This is a genomic window from Caballeronia sp. M23-90 (genome assembly GCF_053574605.1).
Window position 1 is genome coordinate 1 of record NZ_JBSIPA010001005.1, and the last position, 316, is coordinate 316.

General features: G+C 64.6%; 1 protein-coding gene. It reads left to right on the forward strand.

Annotated features, from left to right (window positions below; all coding sequences use genetic code 11):
• Nucleotides 1-316: four-carbon acid sugar kinase family protein (locus tag ACRXB1_RS37530; RefSeq protein ID WP_449494956.1), on the forward strand; the 316-nt coding region annotated here is incomplete at both ends.

Here is a 316-nt window from a genome sequence, read left to right on the forward strand (position 1 = left end):
CTCGCCGAAATCACCTCGCGACTCGACCACGAACTCTTCTGGGTAGGATCGGGCGGACTCGCGCGCGAACTGGCGACGCTTCCCGATCTCTTCAGCAACCCGCCGAGCGAGCCGCTCATCCACGAGACGACGAAGGAACGCATCGAGGCACTGATCGTCGATGCCCATACCGGCGGCGACCTCAAGCGCCTCGCCGAAATCACCTCGCGACTCGACCACGAACTCTTCTGGGTAGGATCGGGCGGACTCGCGCGCGAACTGGCGACGCTTCCCGATCTCTTCAGCAACCCGCCGAGCGAGCCGCTCATCCACGAGA